This window comes from Bizionia gelidisalsuginis (genome assembly GCF_008086185.1).
In the GTDB taxonomy this organism is placed as follows: domain Bacteria; phylum Bacteroidota; class Bacteroidia; order Flavobacteriales; family Flavobacteriaceae; genus Bizionia; species Bizionia saleffrena.
On the sequence record NZ_VSKN01000004.1, the window covers coordinates 179,799 to 206,021 of the forward strand.

The window sequence follows — 26,223 nt, forward strand, 5'->3', positions numbered from 1 at the left end:
TTGGGTAAATATCACTAGTGTTGCGCGTAAAAAACAGAAAATGAATACCAAATTTTGAATACCCGCAGAGTGGCTAAGCTTAATTATCTTATTTTATTTGCTTAGATTTGTATTCAAAATAAGGCAACAATGAACTTTACAAGCAAAGCAAATTCAATACTTCAAGAGGTAATTAATACCTATCACGTTGTAAATACTGTAGACCAACCGTTTACTAATATATACGATGAAAAAGACCAATTAATAGAGCACTTACTATATAGAAAATGTTGGATAGATACCGTGCAATGGCATTATGAAGACATTATTAGGGATCCACAAATAGATCCAGTTGCGGCATTAACGTTGAAACGTAAAATTGATGCGTCAAATCAGGACAGAACCGATATGGTGGAGTATATTGATGGTTATTTCTTAAAGAAGTTTGCCAATATAACACCTAAAGATTCAGCTAAAATCAACTCTGAAAGTCCGGCTTGGGCAATCGATAGACTGTCTATATTAGCCTTGAAAATTTATCACATGAATGAAGAAGTAGAGCGTAAAGATGCTTCTGAAGCACATAGTGCTGCCTGCCATAAAAAACTTACTGTGTTGTTAGAGCAACGTGCAGATTTAAATATAGCAATCGATGATCTATTACAAGATATAGAATCTGGCGATAAATATATGAAGGTGTACAAACAAATGAAAATGTACAACGACGACGAATTAAACCCTGTTTTAAGAGGGCAGAAATAAAACTCTTTTAATACTATTTAGAAACGAGATGTCTACACAACCAAAGCATATTTTAGTAATAAGACTCTCTGCTATGGGAGATGTTGCAATGGCCGTACCGGTTTTGCGTGCATTTACCGAGCAACACCCGCAAGTGAGGCTTACCGTGTTAACACGAGCGTTTTTTAAGCCGTTTTTTAAAGACTTAAAACAAGTCACCGTTTATGCACCTAATTTAAAAGGGAAACATAAGGGTGTTTTAGGAATGTATGCATTGGCGAAAGAATTAAAAACGCTAGATATTGATGCCGTAGCCGATGTACACAACGTATTGCGTAGTAAATTGTTAAAATGGTTTTTAAAAGGACTTCCGTTTAAGCAAATTGATAAAGGGCGTAAAGAAAAAGAAGCACTAATAAAAGGGACTGCCGTTAAGCAATTAAAAACGACGCACGAGCGTTACGCCGATGTGTTTCGTGCGTTAGGGTTTGACTTAGACTTAAGTGCGCCTACTTTTCCAGATAGTAAGAATTTAAGCGGAAACGCTTTAGCGCTTATCGGGAACGATTCAAATAAGTGGATTGGGATTGCTCCTTTTGCACAGTACGACTCTAAAATGTATCCTATCGATTTAATGGAGGACGTCATTACTGTTCTTTCTAAACAACACACCGTTTTGTTATTTGGTGGCGGAAAGAATGAAATAAGCCTTTTAAATGCCTTGGAGAGCAAATACGATAATGTTATAAATGTTGCTGGAAAACTAACCTTTACAGAAGAGTTAGATGTTATTTCTAATACCGATGTAATGTTGGCTATGGATTCTGGTAATGCGCATATCGCCGCAATGTTAGGTAAAAAAGTAGTGACGGTATGGAATGTAACGCATCCGTTTGCAGGTTTTGCACCATTTAATCAACCGGCAAGTAATAGTTTACTGGCTAATCGAGAAGAATTCCCCCTAATACCGACGTCCATATATGGTAATAAATATCCGGAAGGTTACGAAAAAGCCGCGAGAAGTATTCGACCTAAAGACATTATCGCTACAATAAACACTTTACTATAAACTAGTATTGGCCGATTATAGGGAGCAGACCACATGTCTTTTAAGAATAAAGAACTAAGAATTAATTAGAAACGGTCTGAACGGTCTGAAAAACAGAAAGGCGCGAAGAAAAATCCCTCACTATCTTTTTAAAACCAGTGATGATAACCAAATAAAAAGCTCCGTAAATTACGGAGCTTTTTATTTTTATAGGAGATTACTAAAACGCATTATTATACATCATCATAATCTACCGTTATTGTTGCCGTGTCGGGATGTGCTTGACAGGTTAATATTAAGCCTTCGGCAACTTCACCATCAGTTAAAATATTGTTTTTTCGCATCGTTGCTTTGCCCTCGGTTACTCTAGCGATACAACTACTGCAAATACCTCCTTGACAAGAATAAGGAGCATCTAGGTCATTGTCTAACGCCGCTTCAAGTATGGTTTGCTTTTTTTGCATAGTAAAGGTAGCCTCTTCATCGTCAACAATAACTTTAATCGTAGCGTTACCGTCGCTTACGGTTTCCGGCGTCGCTACATCGGCAGATTTTGCAGCCTTAAACAATTCGTAATGAATACGGTCGCTAGGTGTGTTATGCTCAATTAACACATCTCTTACGGTATGGATCATCGCTTCTGGTCCGCATAAATAATAAGCATCAACATCAATATGTTTATGCTTGTTTTTCATAACGTAGTTTACCGTGCTTTTTTCAATACGACCAAAGATAGCATCCTCTTCATCGGCTTGACTAAACACAAACTGAATATCAAATCGGTTTTTATATTGGTGATGTAAGTCTAATAATTCCTGAAGGAAAATAGTGTCTTCCGTTGTTTTATTACCGTACACTAAAATAACTTTACTGTGCACCTCTTCTTCCAAAGCGCTTTTAATAATACTTAAAATAGGAGTAATGCCACTTCCAGCAGCAAATAAGGCGATGTTTTTAGTTATTTTATCGTTCGGCTTAAAATTAAAACGCCCTTTTGGTGGGGCGACATCTAGTATGTCACCTTCTTTTAAGGTGCTATTTACATAGGCGGAAAAGGTACCGTCTTCAACTTTTTTAATGGCTACTTTTATGTCGCCACTTTTTGGAGACGAACACATCGAGTAATCTCTTCTAATTTCTTTTCCGTTAATCGTCGTTTTTAAAGTAATGTATTGTCCAGCGATAAAGGAAAACGTGTCTTTTAAAGTCTCTGGTATCGAAAAACTTAAAGTAACGCAGTGCGCGGTCTCTCTGTGTATGTTTTTTATTGAAAGGTTATGAAATTGCGACATAGTTTTTATTTTAATACAAAAATAGTGAAGCCCATTTAGTTTATACTTTAAATTTTAAAAAAAATGCACCTCAACTTCATGCCTAAGAAAATTATGTATACATTTATCCTGTAATGGGAAATTCAAAATTATATAAAGGAAGTCTTTCAACCATCATTTTAAAGCTTTTAAGTGAGACTGAAAAAATGTATGGTTACGAGATCACACAAAAGGTAAAAATACTTAGTTACGGCGAATTAACTATTACGGAAGGCGCTTTGTATCCTGCATTGCATAAATTAGAAGCTGAAGGCTTTTTGGAGGTTGAGGTTTTTAAAGTCGATAATAGATTTCGCAAATATTATAAATTAACAGAAAAAGGTGCTACAGAAACCACAAGTAAGCTTGAGGAATTAAATGATTATATCAAGACTATGCAGGCGTTAATGTCCCCATCTTTTAATCTGCAATAAAAAATAAATGTAAGTATTCGCTATGAAAATTACAGAACAGCAAATTGAATCACTTTACAAGTTTACTAGGCAGCATTACGTTGAGCACTATGATTTACAAACAGAACTTGTTGACCATTTAGCTAACGATATTGAATCGTTTTGGGAAGAAAACCCTAATTTAAGTTTCATTGAAGCCCGAAATTTAGCCTTTAAAAAATTTGGAGTTTTTGGCTTTATGGATGTTGTAGATAATAAACTAAAGGCGATGAATAAACGTTATGCTAAACTATTATGGGACTTTGGAAAAGAGTGGTTTGCTTTGCCTAAAATCGTTATTACCTTAATTATCTTTATCGTTTTTTTAATGTGTTTTAGCTCTCAGTATGGCAGTTATTTTATCTATGGAGTTACAGGAGGTATTGCTATTTATAGTCTCGTTAAATTTATAGTGTTAAAACGAAAATTAAAAATAAAGAGAATAAAAACAGGGCGGATTTGGTTATTAGAAGACCTTATTTTTAACGCTGTAGCTATGAACGTGTTCTTTTTAATAATTCATATACGACCGTCTTTAGAAATAATGGAATCTGCAGGTGTTATTTCCTGGTCATCTATTGGTTTTGCCTTGTTTTTTACACTGGCCTCAATTTATTCTTATATCTCTTTGAATGTCCTACCTGAAGAGTCAGAGAAATTACTAAACCAAGTTTATCCAGAATATAAAATGGTGTAATGTGTAACAAATAAAGCAAAAAACACACTAACCTTAATATAATGCAAACTAATAACCTATTATGATTAAACGCCTTTTAAGTTTCGAATGGAAACAATTTTCTCGTTCTTCCTATTTCAAAAAAGGAATCGCTATAAAAATATTATTGGCTTTTGCTGTGTTGTATTTTGGCGGAATGGCGTTACTTTTAGGGGGGAGCTTATTCTTTATTCTTAAAAAAACAATTCCGGAAACAGACCCGATGACTACCGTAAATAGCTTTTTATTCTTTTGGTTTATTTTCGATTTTATGTTGCGCTACTTTATGCAGCAATTACCGGTAATGAATGTAAAGCCTTTAATGATTATTCCCGTAAAACGCAACACCGTAATTTACTATTTGTTAGGCAAGACGAGTGTATCGTTTTTTAATATTTTACCGCTCTTTATAGTGGTTCCTTTTACCATTGTTTTACTAGTTCAAGGCTATCCCGTTATACCAGTGTTGGCTTGGCTTATAGGTTTTGTGGCGATTACGGGATCTATTAATTTTATAAACTTTTTAGTCAATAAAAATAATGTGGTGTTTTATGTTGTGCTGGCTCTTGTCGCCACCTTTGGCGTTTTAGAGTATTATTCTATTTTCAAAATTTCAGAACCGATGGGTTATGCTTTCAACTATATGTATGCGCACCCCTATTTGGTGGTGGTTCCCATTGTCGCTTTAGTCGCTTTATTTAATGCGACGTTTCATTTTATAAAAAAAGGCTTTTATTTAGACGATGCCATTTCAAAAAAAGTAAAAGAAGTGAGTACTACCGATTTATCGTGGCTAAACCGTTTTGGTGCAGTGGCTCCTTTTTTAAAGAACGATATTAAATTAATACAAAGAAACGTAAGACCGCGTCAGGTAATGATGATGTCTTTTATGTTTCTATTTTATGGGTTAGTCTTTTATACACAAGACACCTATCGCGAGATGCCAGCTCTTTTAGCCTTTGCTTCGATGTTTATAACGGGTGGTTTTTTAATGACGTTTGGCCAGTATGTGCCGTCTTGGGATAGTGAATATTACAAGTTGTTAATGAGTCAGAATATACCGTATAAAACCTATTTAGAATCGAAATGGTATTTAATGGTTGTGGCGGTATTGTTCTCCTTTATATTGAGTACGCCTTACATTTATTTTGGCTGGGATATTTTCGGTATGATTGCTGCCGGAGCGGTCTTTAATATTGGTTTAAACTCCTTCTTAACCTTATTTGGTGGGGCCTTAAACCGCGTGCCCATAGAGCTAAATGTGAAAGCAAAAGCCTTTAGTAATACTAACGGGTTTAATCCTACGCAATTACTCATTGGGCTGCCTAAATTTTTACTACCCATGCTAATATTTTATGTGCCCTATAAATTGATTAATTTCAATGCAGGACTTATTGCTCTAGCCTTGGTTGGGGTATTAGGAATTGTTTTTAGACCATATATTTTTAATAAAATAGAGCAGGTATATCAAAAAGGAAAGTATAAAACTATAGCCGCTTTTTCAGAAAAACAATAATTCATTACAATTCAATACTTATGATAAAAACAGTTAATTTAACCAAAAAGTATAATGATGTTACGGTGTTAAATATCGAGGAAATCGAGATTCCAAAAGGACAGAGTTTCGGATTGGTAGGCAATAATGGGGCAGGAAAAACAACGTATTTCAGTTTGCTGTTAGATTTAATCGCGCCGTCTTCTGGGTATATTGAGAATAATGGTGTCTTGGTGCACGAAAGTGAAGATTGGAAACCATTTACGTCATCTTTTATAGATGAAAGTTTTTTAATAGGGTATCTAACTGCCGAAGAATATTTTTATTTTATTGGCGATTTACGCCATCAAACTAAAGCCGATGTGGATACATTATTGGCTCAGTTTGCAGATTTTTTCAACGGAGAGATTTTAAAACAGAAAAAATATTTGAGAGATTTAAGTAAAGGAAATCAAAAAAAAGCAGGAATTGTTGCCGCATTAATCGGAAACCCTGAGGTTATTATTTTAGATGAACCTTTCGCAAATTTAGATCCGACAACGCAAATTAGACTAAAACAAATCATTAAAGAATTAGCCCGGTCTAAAGGCGTTACCATACTTATCTCTAGTCACGATTTATCGCACGTTACCGATGTGTGCGAGCGTATTGTAGTACTAGAAAAAGGGGCAGTAATTAAGGATTTAAAAACGAGCCCAGCAACCTTAAAAGAATTAGAAGCTCATTTTTCGGGTCTGGTGGGTGTAGAAAAAGCGACAGACTTACAATAAAAAATATAACTCTAAAGTGCACATTTTTTGCTTTAATTGGCAAAAACTCAAAAAGATGCTTATTTTTACGTGCTTATGTAGAAAGAACATAATATTTTCGCAAGTTCTTAGTTATGTAATAGAAAAAAAAATAGCACTCTTGAAAATAGCTTTAAAACCCATATTATCAGCAGTAATCGTTACTTTAATTTTAGTAGGATGTTCTCGTAAAAAAGACCGTTTTATTAATAGAAATTTTCACGCGATAACAGCCGAATACAATACCTTATTTAATGGTTTTAGTGCCTTAGAGCAAGGCCGAAATAGTTTAAATGCGTCGTATCGCGATAACTATTGGGCGATTCTACCCATCGAGAGAATGCAAATAGAGGAAGAGGTGCTTTTACCGGGACAATCTAAAAATGCCGAGTTTACTAAAGCGGAAGAAAAAGCAGTAAAAGCGATACAAAAACACAGTATGAACGTTGAAGGGAAAGAGAAAAACCCGCAAATGGACGAAGCGTATTTACTATTAGGAAAAGCGCGTTATTTCGATCAGCGTTTCATTCCGGCATTGGAAGCTTTCAACTACATTTTGTACAAATACCCTGCAAGTGATAAAATAAATCAAGCTAAAGTTTGGAGCGAAAAAACCAATATGCGCTTAGATAATAACACGTTGGCTATAACAAATTTAAAGCTATTATTAGAGCAAGAAGAATTGGAAGGTCAGGATTTAGCCGATGCCACTTCAATACTCGCGCAAGCTTATATTAATACCAAGCACTTAGACAGCGCACTAATACCAATGGCGGTTGCTGCCAAATCTACCAAAAAAGACCACGAAAAAGGGCGGTATTTTTTTATTAAAGGACAGCTTTATGATGCATTGAATAAGCCGGATAGTGCTAATAGGGCGTTCGATAAAGTGATTGACTTAAATCGGAAAATTCCGAGAAAATACTTAATTAACGCACACTTAGAAAAAGCTAAAAACTTCAATTATCAGTCTGGCGATAAATTGGTGTTTACCGAGCATTTAAAAGCCCTTGAAGAAGATCGCGAAAACAGACCGTTTTTAGATCATATTTACCATCAAAAAGCGCAGTACTACTTAACGAGTGGTAACGACTCTTTAGCGCAAGTATATTACAACAAATCACTACGAGAAAATTCAACAGATAAAATTTTAGTAGCCACTAATTACGAAACGCTGGGAGATATAAGTTTCGATACCAATCTCTACAAAGAAGCCGGCGCTTATTACGATAGTACGATGACTAATATGGTAGAAAATAGCAAACCATTTAGGATTATAAAACGTAAAAGAGAAAATTTAGAGACTGTTATTTATTATGAAGACATCGCCGTAGTTAATGATAGTATTTTAAATCTTGTATTATTGTCTAAAGCCGAGAGGCTGCAGTATTTTGAAGACTATACTACAACTTTAAAACTACAGGCTGAAGCTGAAATAGAGAAACAAGCTATTATAGATCAGAAAAAGGGATTAGCGGTTAACAATGCTGGAAACACAAATGCTTCTAGTTTTGCTAAAAGTGCAAAAAGCAGTGGTAAAAGCTCAAATTTTTATTTCTATAATGACCAAACGGTAGCCTATGGTAAAAACGAATTTCTACGCATTTGGGGAGATCGCGAATTAGCCGAAAATTGGCGATGGTCTAGTAAAAGCGCGTCGAGCAACGTGGTGGCTTTAGAAAATGGAAGTGGCATAGATGCCGCCGAAAGCGAATTGTTTGATCCCGAATACTATATCGCGCAAATTCCATCGGAACCCGAGGTGATTGCGACGCTTCAAAAAGATAGAAATTATGCGTACTATCAGCTAGGGTTAATTTATAAAGAGAAGTTTAAAGAGTATAATTTATCTAAAAATAAATTCTTAGCGCTGCTTAAAAGCAATCCCGAAGAGCGATTAATTTTACCATCAAAATACAACTTGTATAAAATCTATGAACTTCAAGGTCGTAGTGATGCGGTGTCTATAGCTAAAAACGATATTGTTACCAATTACCCAGACTCGCGATATGCGCAGATTTTGAATAATCCAAACTTGGCGGCACTGCGCGATGAAAACAGTCCGGAGAGTGTTTATGAAAAGGTCTATGCCTTATTTCAAAATCAAGAATTTGAACGCGTAATTTTAGAAAGTGACAGTCATATTTCAACGTTTGAAGGTGATGCTATTGTGCCTAAATTCGAACTACTAAAAGCCTTTGCTATTGGTAGACTTAACGGTTTTGAAGCGTATGAAAACGCGATAAATGCTGTGGCAGTAACGTATGCAAATACTTCTGAAGGCTTACAAGCACAAGACATTATTAATAGCTCTTTAGAAACCCTACGCTCTTCAGCATTTGTAGAAAATGATAGTTTTAAACACTTTAAAGTGATTTACGAATTTGAAAACACACCAGAAAACGGTTTGGAAGATTTCGTAAAAACAATAGATGAAAGTGTTAAAAAGGTGAAGTACTTTAAATTAAGCACTTCGGTAGATGTTTATAATAAAGACACCACTTTTGTAGTGGTGCACGGACTAAAAAGTATAGAAGGTTCTCAAGGCTTTATGCAACTTTTAAATAAGGAAGACCGGAAAAAAATAAAGCGTCCGTTTTTCTCTATATCTTCAAAAAACTATCGCACGCTCCAAATTCATAAAAACGTAGACGCTTATAAAGCCATACAATAAATCCCAAAAATTTAAATTCAATGTTTTCCGATAACAAAAAAAACAAAAACGATAATCACGCGTCCATTCAAAATATTATTGCTAAGGGCACAACGGTAGTAGGAGATTTTACCAGCGAAGGCGATCTACGAGTTGACGGTGTTATAGAAGGTAATGTAAAAACGCCAGGAAAAGTAGTTGTAGGTAAATCGGGAGTTGTAACGGGGACTTTAGAATGTTCTAATGCGTATTTCGAAGGCACATTCTCAGGACAATTAAAACTTTCAGAAACATTAAGCTTAAAAGCGACAGCGGTAATACAAGGTGAAGTTATCACCCAGAAGCTAGCTATAGATCCCGGCGCAACATTCGATGTAACTTGCGAGATGAAAACAACAGTAAAAGATATAAAAGGTGACTCAAAAATCAAAAAAAACACTTAATCCCTATGTGCGATTTACGACCATAGCCTTGCAAATGGGGTTAACCATTTACTTGGGGAGTAAATTAGGGGAATGGCTAGACATAAAATTTAATAACGACGACCAATTATACTACAAAATAGTTACGTTGGTTTCTGTTTTTATTGCCATTTTTATGGTAATAAGGCAAGTTATTAATTTAACCAATAAAGAGTAATTTAATTAAAATTAATAGTCTACTAACTAATGACCAAACGCATACTATATTTTGTATTGGCTATCGCAGCATTATTTGCTTTAGCCTTTAGTTTACACAGTTACTTAACCACTTCCGAGCTTTCTTTTTCTTTACTAAAAGTTTATAGTTTTCACGCCATTGCATCTGTGCTTGTGTACGTGGCCATCGAGCTTTTGGCAACTACATTGCCTAATCAGGCCGGTTACGGCTACTTAATGATGATGTTTTTTAAAATAGGAATCTTTGTCTTGATGTTTCAAGAATCTGTGTTTTCTAAAGAGAGTTTATCCCAGCCCGAGCGCATAGGTCTGGTGGTTCCATTGTTTCTTTTTTTAATGGCTGAAGCTATTGGCGTGGGTAAGCTGTTAAACAGTAAATAGTTAGTGTAAAATAAGTGTAGATTTTAAACTTTGTTTTTAAGTTGAAAATCTATTAAAAAAAAAGAGTTTGGGATTTGAAATTATTCCGTACATTTGCACAAAATTTGCAGGACATAAATTTCATTATTTAGATAAAGTATGATGGTAGCAACAAAATCTATCAAGTTTTTAGTAGTATTCGTTTTAGCATTGACTTCATTTACGGCTTTTGCTCAAGATGACGCTGTTGAAAACAATTTAGTAGATTCACCAGATGAAATAAGAGAGTATATTGCTCATCACCTTAAGGATTCTCACGATTTTCATTTTTTTACAGATAATGCATCGGGAACGCACTATGGGTTTCCGTTACCGGTTATTGTTTGGACAAGCAATGGGTTAAAGACTTTTATGTCTTCGGCATTTCATCACGATGACGATGGTGAAGTTATTGTAGACAAAGACGGTGCGCAATTATTAAAATACCATTCAAAAATATACGAGTTAGAAAACGGTGCAACGGCACTTAGTTTTGACGAAGATAACCACCCAACCAACGCCAATAGAGTGCTTGATTTTTCAATTACGAAAAGTGTTTTTGGGATGATTCTAACAGGGTTATTAATGTTGCTAGGGTTCGGTGCCTTGGCAAGAGGATATAAAAAAGGTAAAACTATTCCGAAAGGATTTTCTAGAGTGTTAGAGCCTTTAGTTATTTATGTTCGTGACGAAATTGCAAGACCAAATATTGGAGAGAAAAAGTACCGTAAGTTTATGGGCTTCCTATTAACGGTCTTCTTTTTTATCTGGATTTTAAATGTACTAGGGTTAACACCACTTGGATTTAACGTTACAGGACAGATTGCTGTAACCGCATGTTTGGCTATTTTTACAATGGTAATTTATATGTTTAGCGGTACCAGAGACTTCTGGGCACACACGTTGTGGATGCCGGGAGTGCCTTATATATTAAGACCAATTTTGGCAGTGATAGAATTAGTAGGTTTTGTAATTATAAAACCCTTTTCTTTATTAGTACGTTTATTTGCTAACATTACAGCAGGTCACTTTGTAGTAATGAGTTTAATGGCATTAATGATTACAATGAAAGCCGCTTTCGGTCCAGTAGCATCAACAGGGATGTCTTTAGTACTCTCTATATTTATTATGTTTATTGAGCTTTTAGTAGCGTTCTTACAAGCCTTTATCTTTACGATGTTATCATCGTTATTTATTGGTATGGCTGTAGAAGAGCACGACGCCCATTAAAAATTACGAGTGCATAATTAGTACTCATTGTATAGTGTGACAGCACGCGAGGTACAACACGTGTTTAGCATAAAAGAAGAATTTGTTTAATTAATATTTATAAAACCAAAGTAGTATGTACAATTTAATTGGAGCAGGATTAATCGTAATCGGTGGAGGTATCGGTCTAGGTCAAATTGGAGGAAAAGCAATGGAAAGTATTGCACGTCAACCAGAAGCAGCTGGAAAGATCCAAACAGCGATGATCATCATCGGAGCCTTATTAGAAGGTTTAGCATTCGGTGCATTAATCTTAGGGAAATAAGAATTTCCTAAAAAACAAAGAAACACGTTTCTGCAACGGTTGGTTGCAGAAACTGTTTTAAATTAAACAAAAAAAGAGAATTTAAGTAATCTATATAGAATGGAAACTTTATTAAACGATTTTTCGATAGGCTTATTTTTTATGCAAGCCGCTATCTTATTAATACTAATAGTATTGATGAGAAAATTTGCTTGGAAACCAATTTTAGACGCCTTACAAACTAGAGAAGATGGTATTCAAAATGCATTAGATGCTGCTGAAAAAGCAAAATTAGAAATGCAAAACCTTACCGCTTCTAATGAGAAGTTACTTCAAGAAGCACGTATTGAAAGAGATGGGATGATGAAAGAAGCGCGTGAAATGAAAAATAATATGATTTCTGCTGCAAAAGAAGAAGCTCAGGTACAGGCAAACGCTATGATCGAGCAAGCTCAAGTGGCGATAGAAGGAGAGAAGAAAGCAGCGATGGCCGAATTAAAGAACCACGTGGCAAGCTTATCTTTAGAGATCGCAGAAAAAGTAGTACGTCAGGAATTATCTAACAAAGACAAACAATTGGTATTGGTTGATTCTTTGCTAGCAGAAGCAAAATTAAATTAAGTATAACCAAATAAATAACCTTCAGACTTTGTATTTTGTAAAGCAAATACAAAATGTAGGTTAATAGTATAGGAAACTATGGCAGGAGCAAGAGCGGCAATACGATACGCAAAAGCAATGTTAAGCTTAGCAAAAGATCAGAATTCAGCAGAAGCTGTAAGTAATGATATGAAGCTATTCGCTAAAACTATTGCACAAAGTCAAGACTTAAGCGATATGCTACAAAGTCCAGTTATTGGTGCAACTATTAAAAAATCGGCGTTATTAGAAATTTTTAAAAACTCTAATACGTTAACCGTAAATTTAATAGATACTTTAATTGCAAACAGACGTTTATCACTTTTAGAAAATGTAGCTTTACAATACGTAAAGTTGTACGACGAATCTAGAGGAATGCAAGAAGCAACTGTAACAACAGCTGTAGCATTAACAGAGGAGTTAACAGCAAAAGTGTCTGCAAAAGTAAAAGCCCTTACCGGTAAAGACGCAGAATTAATAAATATTATTGATGAAAGCATTTTAGGTGGTTTCATTTTACGCGTTGGAGACCTACAGTATAACGCTAGTATAGCGAACCAATTAAGTAAACTAAAAAGAGAATTCACATTAAACTAAGATAGTTATATCTAAATAAAGAATAAGATGGCAGAAGTAAACCCAGCTGAAGTATCAGCAATCTTAAAACAACAACTTTCCGGATTTGAAGCAAGCGCTTCTTTAGACGAAGTTGGAACAGTATTAACTGTAGGTGATGGTATCGTACGTGCTTACGGATTAGCTAACGCTCAATATGGAGAATTAGTAGAATTCGATGGTGGTACAGAAGGTATTGTGCTTAACTTAGAAGAAGACAATGTCGGTATTGTATTACTGGGGACTTCTGTAGGAATAAAAGAAGGCTCTATAGTAAAACGTACTGAGCGCATCGCCTCTGTAAAAGTTGGTGAAGGTATTGTTGGTCGTGTTGTAGATACATTAGGTAACCCAATCGATGGTAAAGGACCAATCGCTGGAAAAACGTATGAGATGCCTTTGGAGCGTAAAGCACCAGGAGTTATTTATCGTGAACCAGTAACAGAACCATTACAAACGGGTATTAAAGCGATTGACGCTATGATTCCTGTAGGTAGAGGACAACGTGAGTTGGTTATTGGTGACCGTCAAACTGGTAAAACAACGGTTTGTATCGATGCTATCTTAAATCAAAAAGAATTTTACGATGCAGGGAATCCTGTATCCTGTATATATGTTGCCATAGGACAAAAAGCATCGACAGTAGCTTTAATCGTAAAAACATTGGAAGAAAAAGGCGCTTTAGCTTATACAACTATTGTTGCAGCAAACGCATCAGATCCAGCAGCAATGCAAGTATATGCACCAATGACAGGCGCATCTATTGGAGAATATTTTAGAGATACTGGTCGTCCAGCGTTAATTGTTTTTGATGATTTATCCAAACAAGCTGTAGCGTATCGTGAGATTTCATTATTATTACGTCGTCCACCAGGTCGTGAGGCGTATCCAGGTGATGTTTTCTACTTACACTCAAGATTATTAGAGCGTTCTGCAAAAATTATCAATGACGATTCTATTGCAAAAGAAATGAACGACTTACCAGACGTTTTAAAGCCTATTGTAAAAGGAGGAGGTTCGTTAACTGCTTTACCAATTATCGAAACGCAAGCGGGAGATGTTTCGGCATATATCCCAACTAACGTAATTTCTATTACAGATGGACAAATCTTCTTAGATGGAGATTTATTTAACTCTGGTGTACGTCCGGCAATTAACGTAGGTATTTCGGTATCACGTGTTGGTGGTAACGCACAGATTAAAGCAATGAAAAAAGTATCTGGAACGTTAAAATTAGACCAAGCGCAGTACCGTGAGCTAGAAGCTTTCGCTAAGTTTGGGTCCGATTTAGATGCCGTTACTTTAAATGTAATTGAAAAAGGAAAACGTAACGTTGAAATCCTAAAACAAGCTCAAAACGATCCGTTTACAGTCGAAGATCAAGTTGCAATTATCTATGCAGGATCTAAAAACTTATTAAGAAACGTACCCGTAAATAAAGTAAAAGAGTTTGAGCGTGATTATCTCGAGTTCTTAAACGCGAAACATAGAGACGTTTTAGACTTATTAAAAGCAGGGAAATTAACTGATGAAGTTACAGATACTTTAATGTCTGTGGCAAAAGATTTATCAGGAAAATATAAAGCATAATTAACATTCCCACGAGAGTGGGAATCTTATTTCATATTTTAAAATATGGCAAATTTAAAAGAAATACGTAATAGAATTACTTCGGTATCTTCAACGATGCAGATTACCAGTGCTATGAAAATGGTATCGGCTGCGAAGTTAAAGAAGGCTCAGGATGCTATTAGTGCAATGCGACCTTATTCTGATAAGTTAACAGAACTTTTACAGAGTTTAAGTGCTTCTAACGATTCAGAATTGGGAAGTAAATACGCAGAACAAAGAGAGGTTAAAAACGTACTTATTGTTACCATAACCTCAAATAGAGGGTTGTGTGGTGCTTTTAATTCTAATATTATTAAGCAAACACAAAGGCTAATTAACGATGTTCACGCAGACAAAAATGTTTCCATTTTAGCAATTGGAAAAAAAGGGAATGACAAGTTTGCTAAGAATGACATCGTTATGGCAAATAGAAGTGACCTTTTCGACGATTTAACGTTCGATAATGTTGCCGAAGTTGCCGAGATGCTAATGGCGGAGTTTTTAAACAATAAATACGATAAAATAGAGATTGTATACAATAAGTTTAAAAATGCGGCGACTCAAATTGTAATGACAGAACAGTTTTTACCGATTGTTCCGGTTGAAGGTGATGAAGAAAATACAACAGATTATGTCTTTGAACCTTCTAAAGTAAAAATTATTGAGGAGCTAATTCCTAAATCGCTTAAAACACAGTTGTATAAAGGCGTTAGAGATTCTTTCGCCAGTGAGCATGGAGCACGTATGACAGCGATGCATAAAGCCACCGATAACGCCACTGAATTAAGAGATCAATTAAAATTAACGTACAATAAGGCTCGTCAAGCGTCCATCACCAATGAAATTTTAGAAATTGTGGGTGGTGCTGAAGCACTGAACAATTAGACGTAGCGTTAGTGAAGTCAAATTTTCAAAAGGTGCTGAAGCACTGAACAATTAGACGTAGCGTTAGTGAAGTCAAATTTTCAAAAGGTGCTGAAGCACTGAACAATTATAAATAGTATTTAAGTGTTAATACATTTAAAGCCTTACTTAAAAAAGTAAGGCTTTTTTTTATGCGTATTTTTTTACCATCTTCATGCTATTAGAATGGTGATTTAGTATTTAGTTTTCTATCGCTTTATAACTATTCAATTGTTAGCTATTCTATTTGTTTTTAGCATTAATCGCAAGCTATTTCCTTTTTTAGGTCTTACGAATTCAATACTTTTAGCGTAAAATAACGACAATAACTTTGAGCGGATTCAAATCTCTTTTTAAACAAACATTTATATATGGTTTAGCAACTGTGTTACCGCGAATGTTGAGCTTTCTATTAGTGCCGCTGTACACCACAGAAGACGTGTTATCTTCAGTTGAAGAATATGGTGTTGTGTCCTATATATTTGCCTATTTCGTGCTGTTTAATGTGGTATTGGCTTACGGGATGGAAACAGCCTTTTTTAGATTTTTTAATAAAGAAGACGATGCTAAAACGGTTACTGGTACGGCTTCCATTTCATTAATAATAAGCTCTATTTTGTTTTTAGGAGCTGGTTTACTGCTGCAAAATCAAATTGCAGCACTAGTTGATATTAAGGTCGAATATATTCAACTCGTTATTTGGATTCTATTACTAGATGCGCTTGTTATTATTCCTTTTGCGTGGTTGCGTGCCAACGCTAAACCAATGCGTTATGCGATAATTAAACTTATAAATGTCGCGACCAACATAGCTTTAAACTTTTTCTTTTTGCTAGCTTTAAAGAAAATAGCACCTAAAAGTGCTATTATAGAGCAGTTATATATTCCCGATTTCGAAGTCAATTATATATTAATTGCCAACCTCATTGCTAGTGGGATAACATTGGTTTTAATGTTGCCATTTTATGCGAAGCTTAAATTCGTGTTTAATACGTCATTGTGGAAACGGATGATGAAGTACGCCGTTCCTGTATTAATTGCAGGGGTTGCATTCTCCATAAATGAAACCTTCGATAGAATATTACTAAAACAATTATTACCCGAAAATGTTGCCGAGAGGGAAATTGGGATGTACTCTGCGTGTTATAAAATTGCAATGTTTATGACATTGTTTATCACGGCGTATAGATTGGGAATAGAGCCTTATTTTTTCAGCCACTCGAAAGCGAAGAATCCACAAAAGAATTACGCTAAAATTCTGGAGTATTTTGTGGCATTTGGCGCAGTTATTCTGTTAGGAGTGGTGGTGTTTGTCGATGTTTTAAAAGTAATTATAGTACAAAGTGAGGCGTATTGGGAAGCGATGTGGATTGTACCTGTCGTTTTATTAGCCAATTTCTTTTTAGGAATATATCACAACTTATCGGTGTGGTATAAAATTACAGACCGCACAAAATTCGGTGCTTATATTTCTGTCTTTGGCGCGCTGCTTACCCTAGGTTTAAATTATTGGTTAATTCCCATTTATAGTTATAAAGGATCGGCCGTCGCCACATTAGCGGCATATACTTTAATGATGATTTTATCGTTTTATTTTGGAAGGAAATATTATCCTATTCCTTATAACTTAAAAAAGATAGGAGTGTACCTTGTGCTTTCCATTGCGTTATCGATCGTTTCGTTCTATTATTTAAGAGGGAATTATGTCTTTGGAATTTCAGCATTAATTGTATTTTTAACGCTAGTATATTTTATGGAGAAAAAGGAATTAAAACAATTATTAAAACTTTAAAATGACTATTAAAATTATAAACAAATCTAGCCACGCGCTACCAAGTTACGAAACTATTGCATCGGCAGGAATGGATTTACGGGCACATATTAGCGAAAGTATTACTTTAAAACCAATGGAGCGAAAAATTGTATCTACAGGGTTGTTTTTAGAACTCCCTATTGGTATTGAAGCTCAAGTACGTCCAAGAAGTGGCTTGGCTATTAAAAAGGGAGTTAGCGTGCTTAATGCTCCGGGAACAATCGATGCCGATTATAGAGGTGAAGTGGGCGTAATATTAGTTAATTTGTCTACCGACGATTTTACTATAGAAAACGGCGAACGTATAGCGCAAATGGTGATTGCAAAACACGAGCGTGCCGATTGGCTTCAAGTAGAAACCCTTTCTGAAACCAGTAGAGGAGATGGTGGCTTTGGCAGCACAGGTGTTAAGTAAGGAGTAGAAAAAATAACCTAAATTATCTATAGCATCACAAATAAGCCAAAGGGCATTTTGTATAGAAGTGTAGCAGATAATTTTTAAGAAAGGGTAAAACAGCTTAAATTGAAGCAGCACTCCCAACAGAGTTAAGTATAATATAAAAACCATCTGCTTTTGCAGAGCGTAATATGAAAATAATAGTACCAATGGCGGGACGAGGATCTCGTTTACGTCCGCATAGTTTAACCGTACCAAAACCTTTAATTCCTGTTGCTGGGCAGCCTATTGTGCAGCGCTTAGTAAAAGACATTGTTAAAGTTTTAAATCAGCCTATCGAAGAAATTGCTTTCATTTTAGGTGATCGGGCGTGGTTTGGCGACGATGTGGTATCGAGCTTAAAAGAACTAGCCCAAGGGTTAGGTGCAAAAGCAACGATTTACAGGCAAGACGAGCCTTTGGGAACAGGACACGCTATTATGTGCGCCAAAGAGTCGCTTTCTGGGCCTGCCGTTATTGCGTATGCCGACACGTTAATTAGAGCCGATTTTAACCTAGATCCAGAGGCCGATGCTGTTATTTGGGTAAAGCAAGTCGCGAAACCGGAAGCCTATGGTGTGGTTAAATTAAACGCGAATAAAGAGATTGTAGAGCTTGTAGAAAAGCCGAACACTTTTGTGAGTGATTTAGCCGTAATCGGTATTTATTATTTTAAAGATGTTGCGGTTTTAAAAACAGAGTTGCAACACGTTTTGGATAACAACATTATTAATGGTGGCGAATACCAAATTAACGATGGTATTAAAGGAATGATGGCTAAAGGGAAAGTCTTTAAAACTGGCGAAGTTAGCGAATGGATGGACTGCGGAAACAAAGCGGTAACCCTGGAAACGAACCAGCGGATGTTAGGCTTTTTAACAGCCGATGGCGAAGAACAATTGGTTTCAAATTCTGTAACTTTAGAGAATTCTGAAATTATAAAACCGTGTTTTATCGGTGACAATGTGGTGTTGAAAAATAGTACAATCGGACCGAATGTGTCGATAGGAAATAATTGCACAATTGAAAACGCAACCGTTAAAAATAGTTTAATTCAGAATCATACCACTATTAAAAACGCTAATTTAGAAGAAGCAATGATTGGAAATCACGTGACTTATAATGGTGAATTCACTAAAATAAGTATTGGCGATTATTCAATACTGGAATAATTTTTGACTTTATATTAAATATGACGCTAAAGCGCTACATAACTCTTATAATTTTCGGAATATTCAGTATTTCGCAAGCGAGTTACGCGCAAGAGGAATTAAATACACCAAACGATGATCTCGGAAATGTTACCGACGAATTTCAGGAGTATTTTTTCGAAGCGTTAAAACAAAAAGCCATCGAAAATTACGATAAATCGGTCACGGCACTTTTAAAGTGTATCGAAATTGACGATTCAGAATCTGTATTGTATTTCGAATTGGGAAAAAATTATAATCTGCTTAAGAATTTTGGTGAAGCTGAAGAAGCGCTGAAAGAAGCAGTGAGTAAAGAGCCTGATAACGAATGGTATCTCGATGAACTATATGCGGCTTATGTGCATTTAAAAGATTATAGAAGAGCTATAAAAACGGTGAAACAGCTCGTTAAATTTCATCCAGATTATAAGGAAGATTTAGCCGCTATTTATGTGCAAACACAAAATTATAAAGACGCCTTAGACGTCTTGGACGAATTGGATGAGGAATTAGGATTGTCTTCCGATCGCGACCAACTCAGAAACCGGATTTATAAGGCTACCGGACGAAAAAAAGAACAAATCGAAAATTTAAAGGATCGTGTTGATAAAGATCCGGCTGTCGAAAAAAATTACTTAGCCCTTATTTATCGTTATAGTGAAAATAATGACGAGGAAAAAGCATACGAAACCGCTAAAACACTTCTAGAAATTCACCCAGAATCGCAATTAGTACATTTAGCTTTATACAAGTTTTATTTAAACGATAATAAGCAAGATGAGGCCATCGCGTCTATGAAAACCGTGTTAGGCAGTAAAGCTATCGCTGCCGAAGCTAAAGTAAAAGTGTTAGCCGATTTTGTGCGTTTTGTAAGTGAAAACCAGCAATACGAAAACGAATTGGTGGCTATTACTTCGCAAATATCGCAAACCACTACAAATGCAAAAACGCTCATAGAACTCGCGCAGTATTATTTAGTTAAAAACAATAAACCTAAAGCATTAGAGTACTATTTGCAAGCCGAAGCTAAGGAGCCTGAAAATTTCGGGTTGATTAGAAATATATTACTTTTGCATATCGATTTAAAACAGTATCAACTTGCCCAGGAAAAAAGTGCCCAAGCGTTAGAACGTTTTCCTTCGCAGCCCGTTTTATATCTTATTAATGGCGTGTCGCTAAACCAATTAGAACGCAACAAAGAGGCCGTTGAGACGTTGGAAATGGGATTTGATTATATTATTGAAAACGCAAAAATGGAAGCCGATTTTTATAAGCAACTTACTAAGGCGCATACGGCTTTAAATAATTTAAAAAAGGCACAAGCGTTTAGCGATAAAGCCAAATCTTTAGAACCTTTAGAATAAATGAATATACAACGTATTTTAGGTCTTTTACTAGTAGGAATTACGCTTAGTTTTACCGGCTGTAAGTCGACTCAAACGGTAGTTTCAGACGGTACATTAAACCCTAATTTGTCGGCTAAACAACTTATAAAAAATAACACAAAAAACAACGCAGACTTTACAACCTTAACATCTCGAATCAAAATTGAAATAGAGAATGGAAACAAGTCGCAATCGGTAAACTTCTCTTTGCGAATGGAAAAAGGTAAAGTGATTTGGTTGAGTAAATTGGGCATCGTAAAAGCTATGATTACACCAACGCGTGTAGCTTTTTATAATAAATTAGACAACACGTATTTCGATGGTGATTTCGCGTATTTAAGTGAGTTGTTGGGTACCGAACTAAACTTTAATAAAGTACAAAGTCTGCTATTGGGCGAATCGTTATTTCCTCTAGATCACAGTGATTATAACCTCTCTATTTACGAGAAGTCGTATTTGTTACAACCCAAACAACAAGAAGATGTTTTTGAGATTTTTTTATTGTTAAACCCAACGCATTTCAAAATGGATTCGCAACAAATTGCCCAATCAGAAACGTCGCGTTTGCTTCAAATAGATTACGTAACCTATCAAAATGTCGAAAATGAAATCCTTCCCGAACACATAAAAATTATCGCTTTAGAAAAAGACGAAGAATTAGAAATTAATATAGAAATGAAAGGAATAAACTTAAATGAAGACTTGCGTTTTCCGTTTAAAATTCCTTCAGGATTTGATGCAATTACTTTAGAATAATGAGAATACAACCGACCTGTTTTACGCTGCTTTTAGGAATCTTTTTATTATGTGCCAACGTGGGGTTTTCTCAATCTGGCAAGCAAAGAGAGTTAGAAGCACGCCGTGTGGAATTGCGTAATGAAATCCAAAAAATTAATGCGTTAGTATCTTCTAATAAAGACAAGCAGAAGTCGGAAGTAACGCTAATAGAAAACTTAAATTACAAAGTGAGTGTGCAGCGTAATTTAATAAAAGTAACCAATCAGCAGACCAATTTATTAACGCGAGAAATTAATAATAACCAAAAGCAAATTTCGGAATATAGAGACGAATTAACGTCTTTAAAGGCCAATTATGCTAAAATGATTCAGCGGTCGTATAAAAACAAAAATAAGCAAAGCCGTATTATGTTTTTGTTGTCTTCCAGCAATTTTAAACAAGCCTATAAACGGGTGCAGTACTTAAATCAATACGCCGAATTTCAAAAAGAACAAGGCGAAATTATTAAGTTGAAAACAAAGGAATTACAAGAAGCAAACACCTTATTATTGAAGCAAAAGGAACAAAAAGGAAAGCTAATTGCCGAGAATAAACAAATACAACAGGATTTAGAACGCGAGATGAAACAGCATGAAATAATCATGCAGTCTATAAAAAGTAACTTAACAAAATACACGGCCGAAGTTAAAGCGAAGCAACAGGAAGCCGATAGAATTGATCGTGAGATCGATAAAATTATTAAAGCTGAAATTGCTAAATCCAATAAAAAGGCAGGAACGTCTAAAACAACAGCCTCGTCAAGTTTTGCCTTAACTGCCGAAGCAAAGGCGTTAGCAAAAGACTTTTTAGGCAATAAAGGTAAGTTACCTTGGCCAGTAGAAAAAGGCGTCGTAAAAGTGCGTTACGGAGACCAGCCGTCGCCCATCGATGGTTCATTAACCATTAAAAGTAGTGGGGTAAGAATTTCTACAGAGAAAGGCGCTAATGTACGTGCCATATTTAATGGTGAAGTAATGCGCATCATTCAGCAAAAAAGAAGTAATCCAGTGGTTTTAGTTAAACACGGTAATTATATATCGGTATATTATAACTTAGGAAAAGTCTATGTAAAAGCTGGAGATAAGGTAACCACAAAACAAGATATTGGGGAGGTGTTTACAAATCCTAATACTGGAGAAACGGTATTAAAATTTAGTATTTATAAAGACAATCACACACAAAATCCATCCTCTTGGATTTATAAGATGTAAAAAAAGCTCCTGTAATTTACAGGAGCTTTTTTTAATACTATGACGTCTTTTGGTGTTTAAGCAAACAATGCTTTCAATTCTGTAGCATCTTTAGCTTTCATTTTTCCAGCAAGTACTAAGCTTAGTTGTTTACGTCTTAAAGCACCTTCGTAACGTTCTATTTCTAAGGGACTTTCTGGAACAATTTCAGGTATAGCAATTGGTGTTCCTGTTTCGTCTACCGCAACAAAAGTATAAATGGCTTCGTTCGCTTTTGTACGCATTCCAGATTCTCTGTCTTCCACCCACACGTCAATATAGACTTCCATCGACGTTTTAAATGCGCGAGAAACTTTGGCTTCAACCGTAACAACACTTCCTAGAGGTACAGCTCTATTAAACTCAACGTGATTAACCGATGCGGTGACAACAATACGGCGGGAGTGGCGTCTTGCTGCAATACTGGCAGCACGGTCCATTCGAGCTAATAATTCACCTCCAAATAAATTGTTTAATGGATTGGTCTCACTTGGTAAAACCAAATCTGTCATTATTGTTTTTGATGCTTCTGCTGTTTTTGCTTCCATAAAATAGCTATCTATATTCGTTTTGTAACCGATAAATGGTTTAAATCAAAAGCAAAGGTAAGACCATTTGAGAAAATAGTCTTTATTTTATTAAAAATTATAAGGAAAATAGTCTTAGTTTAAGTCTTTTACTAATAACCAAGCGCTTGAGTTATTTGAGCGTTTAATAGCGTTAAGCGCGTTAATGGCGGCACGTCTTTCTGAAAAACTAGAATAAATGACTTGATGTAATCCGTATTTGTTAACGCCAATTTTACGAGCGTTAAATCCTTCATTTTTTAATTCTTCTACCTTTTTATCACAGTTGTCTTCCACTCGAAATGCACCGGCAACAATATGGTAATTTCCGGATTCTTTTTCAACTTTTAGAGTGACTGCAGGTAACGGATTACTAATTACAAAAGTAGCCTCTTGTATTTTATGTTCTAATTGTTGGTTGGCTTCTTCTTGTGCGATTTCATTATGCGTATTCACTGAATTTACATAATAATTAGCGACACCAAAACCACCTAATGTTAGAGCAATTACTCCAACTGCTGCATACTTTAAATAAGGGCGTGCACGGCGTCTTTTTGGCGTATCGGCAATAGGAATGACTTTCTCTATAGCTTCGGCTTCTTTCGTGTACGTTTCTCTGCCCATAGAATGAGAGACAAACTGAGATAAACCAAAAGCATCAGTTAAATAATTTAAATGGTACGAAGGAGTAAACTGTATTTTTCCTTCACTATTAAATACCAAATCACCAATATGTTTAAAAGTAATGGTTTTGCCTTCGGTTAAAAGCGATTTTAGAGCGGTCACTTCTTTAGCGATTAATACCAAAGCGTCTTCAAACGAAATGTTTTCAACATCTGCAATATAGCGTGCTAACAAGCCATCGTTGGTTTGAATTTGTTCATTAAACGACAACAATTTTTTTGGTGGATAAAAGGCGTTTGTTGTGTTATTAACGGTCGCCGATACACGTTGTGATATAAAAGCGCCAAATTCTGGCACCATAACACAGTCGTAACGGTATAATAAATCGCTTATGTAAGTCTCTAATTGCATAATAACAAAGTTAATTTTTTTTGTTTGTGAATAAAACTTAAGCCGTACTTTTTATTAACAGTTATAAAATTTGTTTATTGTAGTCTCTAAATCAATGGTTTGCTATGACGGAAAATGACTTGCTTTATACTTTAGCGTTGCAAAATGTAGCTCGAATAGGGGACACAACGGCTAAAAAATTGATTAATCACTGTGGATCGGCTGAGGCTGTGATGAAAGAAAAACGCCATAATTTATTAAAAATTGATGGTATAGGAACACTCACTCTTAATGATTTGTTTGAAAGAAACCATTTGGAAGCTGCCGAACAAGAATTAAAATTTATTAAAGAGGAAGGTATAAAGGCGCATTATTTTACTTCTGAAAAGTATCCAGAAAAATTGAAGCATTGTATTGATAGTCCGATTTTATTATTTGAAGCCGGCACAATAAACCTCAACAAAAAACATATTATTAGTATTGTAGGGGCCCGAAAAATAACAACGAGCGGTATCGCATTCTGCGAGCGGTTGGTGGAAGAACTAGCGCCTTATGATCCTGTTATTGTTTCGGGGTTTGCTTACGGTACTGATATTACAGCGCAAAAGGCCGCCATTAAAAACAAGCTTCAAAATATTGGTTGTTTGGCGCACGGGCTGAATCAGATTTATCCTAAAGTGCATAAAAAGTATATGGCCGACGTAGAAAATAATGGGGGCTTCTATACCGATTTTTGGAGTACAGCAGTGTTTGATAGAAATAATTTCTTAAAACGTAACCGCCTTATCGCGGGCATTAGCGAAGCGACAATAGTTATCGAGTCTGCCGAAAAAGGCGGGAGTTTAGTGACGGCCGATATTGCCAATTCGTATAATCGCGATGTGTTTGCCGTTCCCGGTCGCACTACCGATTCGCAAAGTGTCGGCTGTAATAACCTCATTAAATATCAAAAAGCCCATTTGCTATCTACACCACTAGACGTTCCTTATCTATTGAATTGGCAATTAGAAGATAACGAGAAACCGGCAATACAAAAACAGTTGTTTGTAGAATTGGACGATAACGAAAAGATAGTATATCAATTTTTAGAAGGCCACGATAAAGAACTCTTGGATGTTATTGCTTTAAAATGCAATATGCCAACCTATAAACTGGCTGGCATATTGTTAACTATGGAATTAAAAGGCGTGGTAAGACCACTACCTGGTAAATTATTTGAGATTATTTAATACCCTATTTTTGCGCGCACACGTTTTAAAACGGCAGTAGCAACTACTCTTGCTTTTTCGGCGCCTTTCGCTAAGGCGTCGTCTATGGCGTCCAAATTATTCATATAATAAGTGTAGCGTTCGCGAGGGGTTTCAAAGGTTTTTAAAACCAATTCGTATAACGCTTGTTTGGCGTGACCGTACCCATAATTACCATTGTCATAGTTGGCTTTCATCGTTTCAATTTCAGCATCCGAAGCTAATAAACTATAAATAGCAAAACAATTACAGGTGCTCCAATCTTTAGCCGCCTCAAGCGCAGTGCTATCGGTTTCAATACTCATTATTTGTTTGCGTAATTGTTTTTCTGGTAAAAAAATATTAATCGTATTGCCTTTACTTTTGCTCATTTTGGCACCATCAATTCCAGGAATAAGTTTAGTATTTTCTTCTGTTTTTCCTTCCGGCATTACAAACGTGTCGCCCATTTTTGCGTGGAAACGAGAGGCCACATCACGTGTCATTTCTATATGTTGTAATTGGTCTTTTCCTACCGGGATAATGTCTGCATCGTATAATAAAATATCGGCAGCCATTAACATAGGGTAGTTAAATAACCCAGAGTTTACATCGTCTAAACGGTCGGCCTTATCTTTAAAACTATGTGCTAATGTTAAGCGTTGGTAAGGAAAAAAACAACTTAAATACCACGTCAACTCCGTAGTTTGCGGAATATCACTTTGTCTATAAAACACCGTTTTCTCTATATCTAAACCTAGAGCTAGCCAAGTGGCAGCCGTAGAATAGGTGTTGTTACGCATTGTTTTAGCATCCTTAATCTGTGTTAATGAATGTAAATCGGCAATAAATAAAAACGCATCATTATCTGTATTTTTAGACATTTCGATTGCCGGTAGTAATGCGCCTAAAATGTTTCCTAAATGTGGCGTTCCTGTGCTTTGTATTCCTGTAAGTATTCTTGACATAGTGTTTCCCACGAAAGTGAGAGTCTCATTAAATTAAACTTAATTTCAATTCTAAAAACAAAGGTACTTTTTTTAAATAAAATGGAACCATTTACGTCA

Annotated in this window: 27 protein-coding genes; 23 read left to right on the forward strand and 4 right to left on the reverse strand. The window is 35.7% G+C overall.

Annotated features, from left to right (window positions below; genetic code table 11):
* Positions 1–129: 129 nt before the first annotated feature.
* Together ES677_RS04860 and ES677_RS04865 are read left to right on the forward strand one after the other, a co-directional pair.
* Entirely contained in the window at positions 130–741 is a 612-nt protein-coding gene (locus ES677_RS04860; protein WP_148369898.1) for a DUF4254 domain-containing protein, read from the forward strand.
* Positions 742–769: 28 nt separating this feature from the next.
* Positions 770–1,789 (forward strand): glycosyltransferase family 9 protein, encoded by a 1,020-nt coding sequence (locus ES677_RS04865; protein WP_246124373.1) that lies wholly within the window; start codon positions 770–772, stop codon positions 1,787–1,789.
* A gap of 212 nt (positions 1,790–2,001) precedes the next feature.
* On the opposite strand, the gene ES677_RS04870 is transcribed toward ES677_RS04865, so the two are convergent.
* Positions 2,002–3,060 (reverse strand): ferredoxin--NADP reductase, encoded by a 1,059-nt coding sequence (locus ES677_RS04870; RefSeq protein ID WP_148369899.1) that lies wholly within the window; start codon positions 3,058–3,060, stop codon positions 2,002–2,004.
* A gap of 113 nt (positions 3,061–3,173) precedes the next feature.
* On the opposite strand from ES677_RS04870, the gene ES677_RS04875 reads away from it, so the two are divergent.
* From ES677_RS04875 to ES677_RS04970, 20 genes are all read left to right on the forward strand, one after another.
* Entirely contained in the window at positions 3,174–3,512 is a 339-nt protein-coding gene (locus tag ES677_RS04875) for a PadR family transcriptional regulator (RefSeq protein ID WP_148380599.1), read from the forward strand.
* Between the two features lie 22 nt (positions 3,513–3,534).
* Positions 3,535–4,227 carry a hypothetical protein gene (locus ES677_RS04880; RefSeq protein ID WP_148369901.1) on the forward strand — a complete coding sequence of 231 codons (693 nt, stop codon included), beginning with the start codon at positions 3,535–3,537 and terminating at the stop codon, positions 4,225–4,227.
* A gap of 61 nt (positions 4,228–4,288) precedes the next feature.
* Complete coding sequence (locus ES677_RS04885; RefSeq protein WP_148369902.1) at positions 4,289–5,761, forward strand: DUF5687 family protein; 1,473 nt, start codon at positions 4,289–4,291, stop codon at positions 5,759–5,761.
* A gap of 20 nt (positions 5,762–5,781) precedes the next feature.
* Positions 5,782–6,510 carry an ABC transporter ATP-binding protein gene (locus tag ES677_RS04890; RefSeq protein ID WP_148380600.1) on the forward strand — a complete coding sequence of 243 codons (729 nt, stop codon included), beginning with the start codon at positions 5,782–5,784 and terminating at the stop codon, positions 6,508–6,510.
* Between the two features lie 139 nt (positions 6,511–6,649).
* Positions 6,650–9,202, forward strand: coding sequence for a type IX secretion system periplasmic lipoprotein PorW/SprE (porW, locus tag ES677_RS04895; protein ID WP_170235046.1), 2,553 nt, complete (start codon positions 6,650–6,652; stop codon positions 9,200–9,202).
* Positions 9,203–9,222: 20 nt separating this feature from the next.
* Positions 9,223–9,624, forward strand: coding sequence for a bactofilin family protein (locus ES677_RS04900; RefSeq protein ID WP_148369905.1), 402 nt, complete (start codon positions 9,223–9,225; stop codon positions 9,622–9,624).
* Positions 9,596–9,820 (forward strand): AtpZ/AtpI family protein, encoded by a 225-nt coding sequence (locus ES677_RS04905; protein ID WP_246124374.1) that lies wholly within the window; start codon positions 9,596–9,598, stop codon positions 9,818–9,820. Before ES677_RS04900 ends, ES677_RS04905 begins: the two co-directional genes overlap by 29 nt.
* A gap of 29 nt (positions 9,821–9,849) precedes the next feature.
* Entirely contained in the window at positions 9,850–10,221 is a 372-nt protein-coding gene (locus ES677_RS04910; RefSeq protein ID WP_148369906.1) for a DUF6168 family protein, read from the forward strand.
* A 138-nt stretch (positions 10,222–10,359) separates the two neighbouring features.
* Complete coding sequence (gene atpB, locus ES677_RS04915) at positions 10,360–11,469, forward strand: F0F1 ATP synthase subunit A (RefSeq protein ID WP_148369907.1); 1,110 nt, start codon at positions 10,360–10,362, stop codon at positions 11,467–11,469.
* Between the two features lie 115 nt (positions 11,470–11,584).
* Positions 11,585–11,773 (forward strand): ATP synthase F0 subunit C, encoded by a 189-nt coding sequence (atpE, locus tag ES677_RS04920; protein WP_054727931.1) that lies wholly within the window; start codon positions 11,585–11,587, stop codon positions 11,771–11,773.
* 99 nt (positions 11,774–11,872) lie between these two features.
* Positions 11,873–12,373, forward strand: a complete 501-nt coding sequence (locus ES677_RS04925) for a F0F1 ATP synthase subunit B (protein ID WP_148369908.1) — start codon at positions 11,873–11,875, stop codon at positions 12,371–12,373.
* A gap of 78 nt (positions 12,374–12,451) precedes the next feature.
* A complete protein-coding gene (gene atpH, locus ES677_RS04930) occupies positions 12,452–12,988 on the forward strand; it encodes an ATP synthase F1 subunit delta (protein WP_148369909.1) in 537 nt (178 codons plus the stop codon).
* A gap of 27 nt (positions 12,989–13,015) precedes the next feature.
* Positions 13,016–14,596 (forward strand): F0F1 ATP synthase subunit alpha, encoded by a 1,581-nt coding sequence (gene atpA, locus ES677_RS04935; RefSeq protein WP_148369910.1) that lies wholly within the window; start codon positions 13,016–13,018, stop codon positions 14,594–14,596.
* 45 nt (positions 14,597–14,641) lie between these two features.
* Positions 14,642–15,502 (forward strand): ATP synthase F1 subunit gamma, encoded by an 861-nt coding sequence (gene atpG, locus ES677_RS04940; RefSeq protein ID WP_148380602.1) that lies wholly within the window; start codon positions 14,642–14,644, stop codon positions 15,500–15,502.
* A gap of 349 nt (positions 15,503–15,851) precedes the next feature.
* A complete protein-coding gene (locus tag ES677_RS04945; RefSeq protein ID WP_148380603.1) occupies positions 15,852–17,312 on the forward strand; it encodes an oligosaccharide flippase family protein in 1,461 nt (486 codons plus the stop codon).
* A gap of 1 nt (position 17,313) precedes the next feature.
* On the forward strand, positions 17,314–17,748 hold the full coding sequence (dut, locus tag ES677_RS04950; protein ID WP_148369913.1) for a dUTP diphosphatase: 435 nt from the start codon (positions 17,314–17,316) through the stop codon (positions 17,746–17,748).
* A gap of 173 nt (positions 17,749–17,921) precedes the next feature.
* The gene (locus ES677_RS04955; protein WP_148369914.1) at positions 17,922–18,941 is read left to right on the forward strand and encodes a sugar phosphate nucleotidyltransferase; all 1,020 of its coding nucleotides are present in this window, start codon (positions 17,922–17,924) and stop codon (positions 18,939–18,941) included.
* Between the two features lie 20 nt (positions 18,942–18,961).
* The gene (locus ES677_RS04960) at positions 18,962–20,323 is read left to right on the forward strand and encodes a tetratricopeptide repeat protein (protein ID WP_148380604.1); all 1,362 of its coding nucleotides are present in this window, start codon (positions 18,962–18,964) and stop codon (positions 20,321–20,323) included.
* Positions 20,324–21,100, forward strand: a complete 777-nt coding sequence (locus ES677_RS04965; RefSeq protein ID WP_148369916.1) for a DUF4292 domain-containing protein — start codon at positions 20,324–20,326, stop codon at positions 21,098–21,100.
* Complete coding sequence (locus ES677_RS04970; RefSeq protein ID WP_148380605.1) at positions 21,100–22,332, forward strand: murein hydrolase activator EnvC family protein; 1,233 nt, start codon at positions 21,100–21,102, stop codon at positions 22,330–22,332. The genes ES677_RS04965 and ES677_RS04970 overlap by 1 nt, the downstream gene beginning before the upstream one ends.
* A gap of 56 nt (positions 22,333–22,388) precedes the next feature.
* Here the strand turns inward: ES677_RS04970 and ES677_RS04975 are convergent, their stop codons facing one another.
* Both ES677_RS04975 and ES677_RS04980 read right to left on the reverse strand, forming a co-directional pair.
* Entirely contained in the window at positions 22,389–22,898 is a 510-nt protein-coding gene (locus ES677_RS04975) for an acyl-CoA thioesterase (protein WP_148380606.1), read from the reverse strand.
* Between the two features lie 114 nt (positions 22,899–23,012).
* The gene (locus ES677_RS04980; protein ID WP_148380607.1) at positions 23,013–23,951 is read right to left on the reverse strand and encodes an HU domain-containing protein; all 939 of its coding nucleotides are present in this window, start codon (positions 23,949–23,951) and stop codon (positions 23,013–23,015) included.
* Positions 23,952–24,055: 104 nt separating this feature from the next.
* On the opposite strand from ES677_RS04980, the gene dprA reads away from it, so the two are divergent.
* Positions 24,056–25,159: a DNA-processing protein DprA gene (gene dprA / locus ES677_RS04985; RefSeq protein ID WP_148380608.1), complete on the forward strand. Its 1,104-nt coding sequence runs from the start codon at positions 24,056–24,058 to the stop codon at positions 25,157–25,159.
* On the opposite strand, the gene trpS is transcribed toward dprA, so the two are convergent.
* Positions 25,156–26,124, reverse strand: a complete 969-nt coding sequence (gene trpS / locus ES677_RS04990) for a tryptophan--tRNA ligase (RefSeq protein WP_148369921.1) — start codon at positions 26,122–26,124, stop codon at positions 25,156–25,158. The genes dprA and trpS overlap by 4 nt on opposite strands.
* Positions 26,125–26,223: the final 99 nt, after the last annotated feature.